Here is a 7,031-nt window from a genome sequence, read left to right as displayed (position 1 = left end):
GTTAGTTGTCATGGTTAAGCCCTCGCTATATGTACTGCTGTTTGTTATCAACGGTGTAAATCGCTTTCGATGCATCAGGTAGGTTTTCATCTGCTGCAACGTTGCTACGGTATGATTCCCACTCAAAGGCTATGAACTTACCTCCACCCTCACGCATACGGTCTAAGGCACGCTCACCGATGAATTGCTTGATATCTTTTGCGTTTAGATTTGAGATCAGGATTGTTGGCTTGAAGTAGTTGTACCGCTCGTTAATCACCTCAAAAAGCAGATGTTCTTCGCTTTCGCTGCCTTTCTGGACACCAATCTCATCGATGATTAACAGGTCAATGTTTCGCAATTCGTCGATTGCTTGCTGCTCAGTTTTGTCGCTGTCTTTTCTGTATGTCTCGCGAATACGTCTGAGCATTGCTGACACGGTGATGAATAGAACATTTCCGCCAGTGGTGACAAACTGATTAGCAACAGCACAAGCAAGATGAGTTTTGCCAGTGCCAGGCTTGCCAGCGAGAATCAGGCCTGCCCCGCTTTGCATTTTGTCGGTGATGGTATCTGCGTAACCTTTCGCCATACGCCACGCTTTTTTCTGCTCATCATTTGCAGCTCTGAAATTATCAAAACTTCTTGTGGTGTAGCGTGGTGGAATACCTGAACGCTTGAACTCGTGAGCAATCATTTTCTGGTTATGCTCTTGGCGGGCTAACCGCTCTTTTTCTCGCTGCCTTTCTTCGTATTCGTTCTGACACTTGGGGCAGTCAGTAACTATTTCCCTACCGCCAAACATCATCACGTTAGCCGTGTATGCGATTCTGTGCTTTTCACAGGTAACTTCTCGCTGTGTTGTATCAACCATGGGTGATAAATCCTTCTGTGCCTTCTGAGTAATCAGTGTTGTTGAAGTCGTTAGCTGGCTTTCTGTCTTGGCTTGGCCTGCGGCTTTGAGCAACCATCGTCACGTACTTCTCTCGCAGCTTTTTGCCGGACTGGATATTTGGGATCCAAAACGTGCCAGCAGAGTAAATCCAGTCGATGATGTTGATGAGCTGCTCTTCTGTTCGCCCATCAAGGCGAATAGCTCTCTCAATTTCAGTTATCCAACTTTCAGGTTTTACCGTGCTGGCTTCTGGAATTTCTTCTGTGAGTTTTTTGTGTAGGTGATTGGCAACGCGTCGAGCTGCGACTTCTGAGTCGCTCGACTTGTTTTTAGCCTTATCACTTATAGGACTTATGTTATTTATAGACTTATATGTCGGATTTAGATCCGAGTGTTTTTCGGATTTAGATCCGAGTTTTCTCGGATTTAGATCCGAGTTTTCGTCATTATTCGGATCTAAATCCGACATAGTGTTTTCTTCTAATCCGGATCTAGATCCGACATAGTAGGTTTTGCCTTTTTGGGTAAGTCGAACACAATCCTTTTTACCCACTTTTATATAGTCAATAAGTCCTAATTCAGATAGCTTTTTAAGGTTGCGATAAATTGTGTCTGGCTTTAGATCAGCAAGTGGTAATTGCTCACTAATACGCTGTCGTGAAACCCAGTAATAAACCTCACCATCAACAACTTCAGGTGCTGCCCAAGTCGATGCACCTGTAAGCATGTCGAAAATATGGCCTTGCGTTAGGTTTTTAATACCTAACTGCAATGCTTGACGCTGGTTAATGTGGATTGAATGTTTCACTAACTAAACAGCCTCTACTTCTTTTCTTTCCCGAACGGACGCAGAAGAAAGTCGATTAGACACCACACCGCAAAGAACAAGCCTTTGATGCCATTGATGAACCATTTCCCCGCCATTTTCAGGCTGTGCGATCTCATTATTTCTTCTCTCCATTCGTGTCGTCTTTGACGCTCGTACTGTTTTAGCCATCAGGTAATCTGAATGAGAACCTGACAGGATGATCAACCCACACGTGATAAGTGTTTTTTTGTCGATTTCGCTCAGCTTGATAACGCCACGAGCCACAAGGATAGAAATACCCTCAAGCGTGTTTCTGGCGTTTAACTCTTTACGGAAAACTGAGGCGTATGACTTGACCGTTTCGGTATCTACATCAAGCTCTCTGGCTGCTTCTTTGTAACTATCGCCAGAGGCAAGGCGTTTGACCGCTTCTTGAACTCTGGGAGAGAACATATTCTGTATAAATTCGACGTGTAGTCTCATATATCCCCCATTTGGGTAATTTTCTGGCCCCGCCCTTTCCGTTAACCTGTAACCATGAAAGAACTGAGCCCTATAAATTTGAGCAGCAAACAAAAACACCCACGAGTAGTGGGTGCGGGTTATGCTGATGGCGCGTCAAAAATGTCCGGACGCAGAACGTGTTTAGGTATGTTCAGCGCAGCAGATATTTTTATTGCTGTATCTGGATCCATGCGCTTTGACTTGCCGCTGAATAATTTGCTGATACAGGCCTGTGTCACTCCAGACATATCAGCGAGTGCTGTTTGCGTTCCAGCCAGTCGAATCGCTAGATCAATTGGTCGTTCATTTTTATTCATGAGTCGAGTTTATAACTTTGGTTATATCGAGTCAATAACTTTTGTTATTTTACAATCAATAACTACAGTTATATGCTCAGCAAGATGGAAACCATGAAAGAGCGTATAGCACAGAGGATGTCTGATTTAGGGCTGATAAAGCAGTCCGTTTTCAAGGCATTGGAAAGGTACTTAAAAGAAAACGGATTTGACCCGGTAAGCCAACCTGCACTTAGCAAAGTAATGACAGGAAGGACTAAAAACCCATGGTTTCTTCCTCATCTTGCGAGAGTTCTTGAATGTGATCCTGATTGGCTCCGCTATGGAATGAAACAAGCCACTAGAACCGTGAACACCACAGGGGTTGGTGATTACATAACTATCCATCAATATACGGATGTGAGGGGAGCCATGGGTAAAGGTGCAGCTTTACTTGATGAAGTCGGAGAAGTTATCGACTGGCGCGTATCAAAACTATGGGCATCTAATCTCCCATCAAATACGGGGATAGGAAATCTTAGGATAGTCACTGGCCTAGGCCCATCAATGAAAGGCATGTTTAATTCTGGCGATCCATTGATTGTTGATGTTGGTATAAAGTCTCTCGATTATGATGCAGTGTACTTTTTTAGAGTTGGTGAAGAGGGATTTATAAAGCTACTTCAGAAGGTGCCTGGTGAAGGCGTCAGAGTTTTATCAAAAAATGAGGATTTCCCGCCATGGTATATTCGCAGCGATATGGACTTCGAGATTTTTGGTCGCGTATTGAAGGTCTGGGAAGGTAAGGATTTGTAAATAAACAGCAATGATAATAAGGTAAGGTGATGCGTTCTATATTAGTAATATTATCTATTTCATTAATCGCCTCTTGCGTATCACGCCATGAAAGCAAAGATTCAATAAATTATTTCATGAGCCAAGGAATGAGTGTGAGTGATGCTACAGCAGCTTACAAAGCAATGCATCGCACAGAGCTATTGGTTTACCCAGCGACAGCTTCATGGCGTGAAGACTCGGTTTTTATCAATCAGTCTGATCTCTATTACGCTGTTCGAGACATGGTTCAGTGCCCACAGCCGCCACCGGAAAAGGACTCTCTTCTTAAGTCTATTATTGCGCCTTCACGCAAGGCGATTACGTTTACACCTTCTCTTAGAAAAGAAGTTTCAATACAAACCGATGGCGTTCACGTTGTGGTAAATAGAGCGAACTGCTCTGTGGATGTATCTGAGGTAAAAGATTATATTGATAATCAGATTCGTGAAAACCGAGTTAAAGCTGAAAAGCGTTTTGCAGATGAGAAAAAGAGAAAGGAAACAGATCCCGAAGGGCCATTCACAATCGGGTGTGAAGACTATAAACGAAGCTTTAGAGGTGAAAATATCTTAACTGTCAATGAGGCTATCAAGTCTTACGAGAAAATAAACAGAAAGCACGTTATAAACCTATACAATCTTGGTTTTAATGCAGCGAAATATTCGGTCGTAAATGCAGACTGCAATTATTTGTATCAATTACATTTCAATGGAACAATTCACAGGCATTACTATTAGATAATAATTACTATATTAAGCAACAATTAACCCCGCTTTGTCGGGGTTTTTTATTGCCTTTTGAAAATTAATATAACTTTGGTTATTGACTTATTATAACTTTGGTTATAGACTACTCCCAACAGCTACCGAAACGCAGGCAATGACGAGTGTGAGCCGATGCACCCTGCTTAACGTGAGACTCAACGGTTTCGGACAACAGGCTTAAACCAGATAGGTGATGCCGGTTAGGGCTGAAATTAACGGGGAATAGAGATATGAACTTACACAAAGTTGGCAGTTGCACTATCGAAGTGAAAAGCAAGGTTAATAAGTGGTTAGAGCGCGGTTACAGCATCTTCATTATTAACTTCGTTGCCATTCTGTTTCTTTACGCATTGTTTGGGGGTTAATCATGGCTATTTACATAAGCACAGCATTTCCACATGAGTGGGCTGAACGTGAGCGTAGAGAAGAGTCAGCCAAGGAGATTGCGTATCACCTTCTGCGTGGCTCTCAAATCATTATCGATGACGGCACACGCTCTAAGACTCACTTCGATATTAAAAACATCAGTGAAATGCTCTGGGATAAAGACCCCAATTCAATGGACACCCAAATACAAATGATTGGCCTTGGAAGTAGCGATATCACCGCACTTAGAGTTCGAATTGCAGAGTGTGCTGACAAGGTAGCGAATGACGCTCTCGACATGATTATAGACCTTGCAGAGCTTGGTTATGACGTTGAAGAAAACACGCTTAAGACAGTTAAAGGCGTCAACATTTTTATAGGTGATGACTTGCCTGAAATGCTTAAAAGGCAAGCGTCATGAGTGCTGCTGAGCTTTATGTGATTGAGGTGGGGTTATGAATAACGGTGATATGCCAGCAATGCCTTTTGAGGGTGGTCAAAATAGTGGGATGCAGCCACATACAGGCTTAACAAAGCGCGAAGAGCTTGCAGCAAGAAATATGGCGGCTCTTTTATCTGCATGGCCTGGCGCAGAAAGCCTGGGTTATTCAGGGGTGAGTGATAGCCAGCTTGCTAAGCAAGCAATAGATACTGCTTACACCCTACTCTCTGAACTAGAAAAACCAAAACAATTAACCGAGCTAGAGAAAGAACTGATTGAGTCTTTGGAAAGATGCTTAAGTGAAATGCAAGGTGGTGACTATTGCGAAGTAGGTGATTCCTCTGTTGAGCAAGCCGAAAAAGCCATTGCAAAAGCCAGAGGCAAGCAATGAACACCTCAACCCTAGAAAGCCTGCAGTCATTAATTGACACCAATATCGGGTTAGCTTTTGCCTTCACTCTCTTAATCGGTGCAGCAATTATGGATCAAAAACAATACGACGATTTTAACGAACAACTAGGCGGTGAAAATTCTAAAAGTGCTTTGGCATTTGCTGAGATTTTTGGGGCTCAAGATAAAAAGGATGATGAAGATGAATCAGTTAACGACAACTCAAAATAACGGGTTCAACGTTGCACCTAGAGATATGGGTCAGGCCATGCAGTTGGCAACAATGATTGCTAATTCACAGCTTGCACCAGCTCAATTTAAGGGTAAGCCAGAAGACACATTGATTGCCATGATGATGGGTAATGAGATTGGCTTAAACCCTATGCAAGCAATTCAGAATATTGCTGTTATTAATGGACGCCCTGCCATCTGGGGTGACGCGATGCTGGCCCTTGTCCAAAACCACCCTTCTTTCGGTGGTATTGAAGAAACATTCGATGAGGCCAGCATGACAGCTAAATGTGTTGTATGGCGTAAAGGTGGAACAAAGCATACACAGCACTTTAGCCAAGCTGATGCTCAAACGGCTGGATTATGGGGTAAGAACACGTGGAAACAATACCCTAAACGCATGCTGGCTATGCGTGCAAGAGGCTTTGCCCTGCGTAACCAGTTCGCTGATGCCCTGCTCGGTTTAATAACAGCAGAAGAAGCACAGGACATGCCTGTAAATGCATCAACCGGTACTGGTGCAGAAAGCAATGATCGTTCACTAATTACAAAAGAACAGGTCGAAGCAATCAATAAGCTCGCAGCAGAAACAAATGCAAATATGGGTAAATTCTGCGAGTTCTTCGCCATAGGCGCTATCGAAGGTTTACCAGCTGATAAATACGATCAAGCTGTTTCCATGCTCAAAGCAAAAGCACACAAGGCTGATGCAGCATGATTATCCATAACGTAGAGCAAAACAGCCAAGAATGGCTAGATGCTAGACGTGGAATCGTGACGGCATCAGCTATCTCTGACGTGCTTTCAAAAGGCAGAGGCAGCGCACCAAGTAAAACGCGTTATGCCTACATGATGAAGCTGCTCGCTGAGCGCGTCGCTATTGACCAGATAAACGAGTTTCAAGGCAACCGCTATACAGAGCGAGGACACATTCTTGAGCCAGAGGCTAGAGCCTTGTATGCGTTCATAAATGACTGTGAGCCTCAAGAGGTTGGATTCATTACCAACGATGAAAAAACGGCCGGAGCAAGCCCTGACTCGCTGATTAATGATGATGGCTGCATGGAGATTAAATCAAAAATGCCAGCGATTCATTTGCCCGTCTTGTTTAGCCAGGAAGTACCAAAAGAACACGAGCCACAAATACAAACACAGTTATGGATTGCAGAACGTGAATGGTGCGACTTCGTTTCTTACTGCCCTAACTTGCCTTTAGTGCAAGTCAGAGTTTATCGGGATGAAGCGAGAATAAAAGAAATAGCAAAAGCCGTGGATGATTTCAACAACGAACTTAACGACTTGGAACAAAAGATTAGGAGCATGTAATGAGATACACAGAAGAGAAAGTACTTTACTTTGCATCACGCGATGAAGGGTTGCACGTTGATATAGCTGAAGATGCAAACACCTATTTATCAAGAATGGTTTATAGATTCAAGAATGAAGGACTGCTTGAACGTGTTGCTGAGGATGATAGTGGAAGTTACTACACAACAACCATCAAAGGCGAAATAAAGTTGTTAGAGCTGCAAATTAAGTG

13 protein-coding genes are annotated in these 7,031 nt (G+C 43.3%); 9 read left to right on the top strand and 4 right to left on the bottom strand.

What is annotated here, in order from left to right; genetic code table 11:
• Positions 1-25: 25 nt before the first annotated feature.
• From B4K20_RS00935 to B4K20_RS00920, 4 genes are all read right to left on the bottom strand, one after another.
• Positions 26-853 carry an ATP-binding protein gene (locus tag B4K20_RS00935; RefSeq protein WP_289281535.1) on the bottom strand — a complete coding sequence of 276 codons (828 nt, stop codon included), beginning with the start codon at positions 851-853 and terminating at the stop codon, positions 26-28.
• A complete protein-coding gene (locus B4K20_RS00930; RefSeq protein WP_289281534.1) occupies positions 846-1,682 on the bottom strand; it encodes a helix-turn-helix domain-containing protein in 837 nt (278 codons plus the stop codon). The genes B4K20_RS00935 and B4K20_RS00930 overlap by 8 nt, the downstream gene beginning before the upstream one ends.
• A gap of 3 nt (positions 1,683-1,685) precedes the next feature.
• On the bottom strand, positions 1,686-2,165 hold the full coding sequence (locus B4K20_RS00925) for a LuxR C-terminal-related transcriptional regulator (RefSeq protein WP_289281533.1): 480 nt from the start codon (positions 2,163-2,165) through the stop codon (positions 1,686-1,688).
• A 119-nt stretch (positions 2,166-2,284) separates the two neighbouring features.
• Positions 2,285-2,503, bottom strand: coding sequence for a transcriptional regulator (locus tag B4K20_RS00920; RefSeq protein ID WP_289281532.1), 219 nt, complete (start codon positions 2,501-2,503; stop codon positions 2,285-2,287).
• 93 nt (positions 2,504-2,596) lie between these two features.
• On the opposite strand from B4K20_RS00920, the gene B4K20_RS00915 reads away from it, so the two are divergent.
• From B4K20_RS00915 to B4K20_RS00875, 9 genes are all read left to right on the top strand, one after another.
• Entirely contained in the window at positions 2,597-3,277 is a 681-nt protein-coding gene (locus tag B4K20_RS00915) for a S24 family peptidase (RefSeq protein WP_289281531.1), read from the top strand.
• Between the two features lie 29 nt (positions 3,278-3,306).
• Positions 3,307-4,035 (top strand): hypothetical protein, encoded by a 729-nt coding sequence (locus B4K20_RS00910; RefSeq protein ID WP_289281530.1) that lies wholly within the window; start codon positions 3,307-3,309, stop codon positions 4,033-4,035.
• Between the two features lie 257 nt (positions 4,036-4,292).
• Positions 4,293-4,427 (top strand): hypothetical protein, encoded by a 135-nt coding sequence (locus B4K20_RS00905; RefSeq protein ID WP_289281529.1) that lies wholly within the window; start codon positions 4,293-4,295, stop codon positions 4,425-4,427.
• 2 nt (positions 4,428-4,429) lie between these two features.
• Positions 4,430-4,849: a hypothetical protein gene (locus B4K20_RS00900; RefSeq protein WP_289281528.1), complete on the top strand. Its 420-nt coding sequence runs from the start codon at positions 4,430-4,432 to the stop codon at positions 4,847-4,849.
• A 34-nt stretch (positions 4,850-4,883) separates the two neighbouring features.
• Positions 4,884-5,261 (top strand): hypothetical protein, encoded by a 378-nt coding sequence (locus B4K20_RS00895; RefSeq protein ID WP_289281527.1) that lies wholly within the window; start codon positions 4,884-4,886, stop codon positions 5,259-5,261.
• Positions 5,258-5,491, top strand: a complete 234-nt coding sequence (locus tag B4K20_RS00890; RefSeq protein ID WP_289281526.1) for a hypothetical protein — start codon at positions 5,258-5,260, stop codon at positions 5,489-5,491. Before B4K20_RS00895 ends, B4K20_RS00890 begins: the two co-directional genes overlap by 4 nt.
• A complete protein-coding gene (locus B4K20_RS00885) occupies positions 5,463-6,209 on the top strand; it encodes a hypothetical protein (protein WP_289281525.1) in 747 nt (248 codons plus the stop codon). Before B4K20_RS00890 ends, B4K20_RS00885 begins: the two co-directional genes overlap by 29 nt.
• Positions 6,206-6,817 (top strand): lambda exonuclease family protein, encoded by a 612-nt coding sequence (locus B4K20_RS00880; protein WP_289281524.1) that lies wholly within the window; start codon positions 6,206-6,208, stop codon positions 6,815-6,817. Before B4K20_RS00885 ends, B4K20_RS00880 begins: the two co-directional genes overlap by 4 nt.
• On the top strand, positions 6,817-7,031 hold a 215-nt coding region (locus tag B4K20_RS00875), incomplete at its 3' end, for a hypothetical protein (protein WP_289281523.1). The genes B4K20_RS00880 and B4K20_RS00875, both read left to right, overlap by 1 nt.

Origin of the sequence: Methylophaga sp. UBA5088, from assembly GCF_002414625.1 — a bacterium.
Taxonomy (GTDB): Bacteria; Pseudomonadota; Gammaproteobacteria; order Nitrosococcales; family Methylophagaceae; genus Methylophaga; species Methylophaga marina.
Note: the sequence above shows the minus strand (reverse complement) of the source record. Positions and strands in the feature narration are given on the sequence as shown.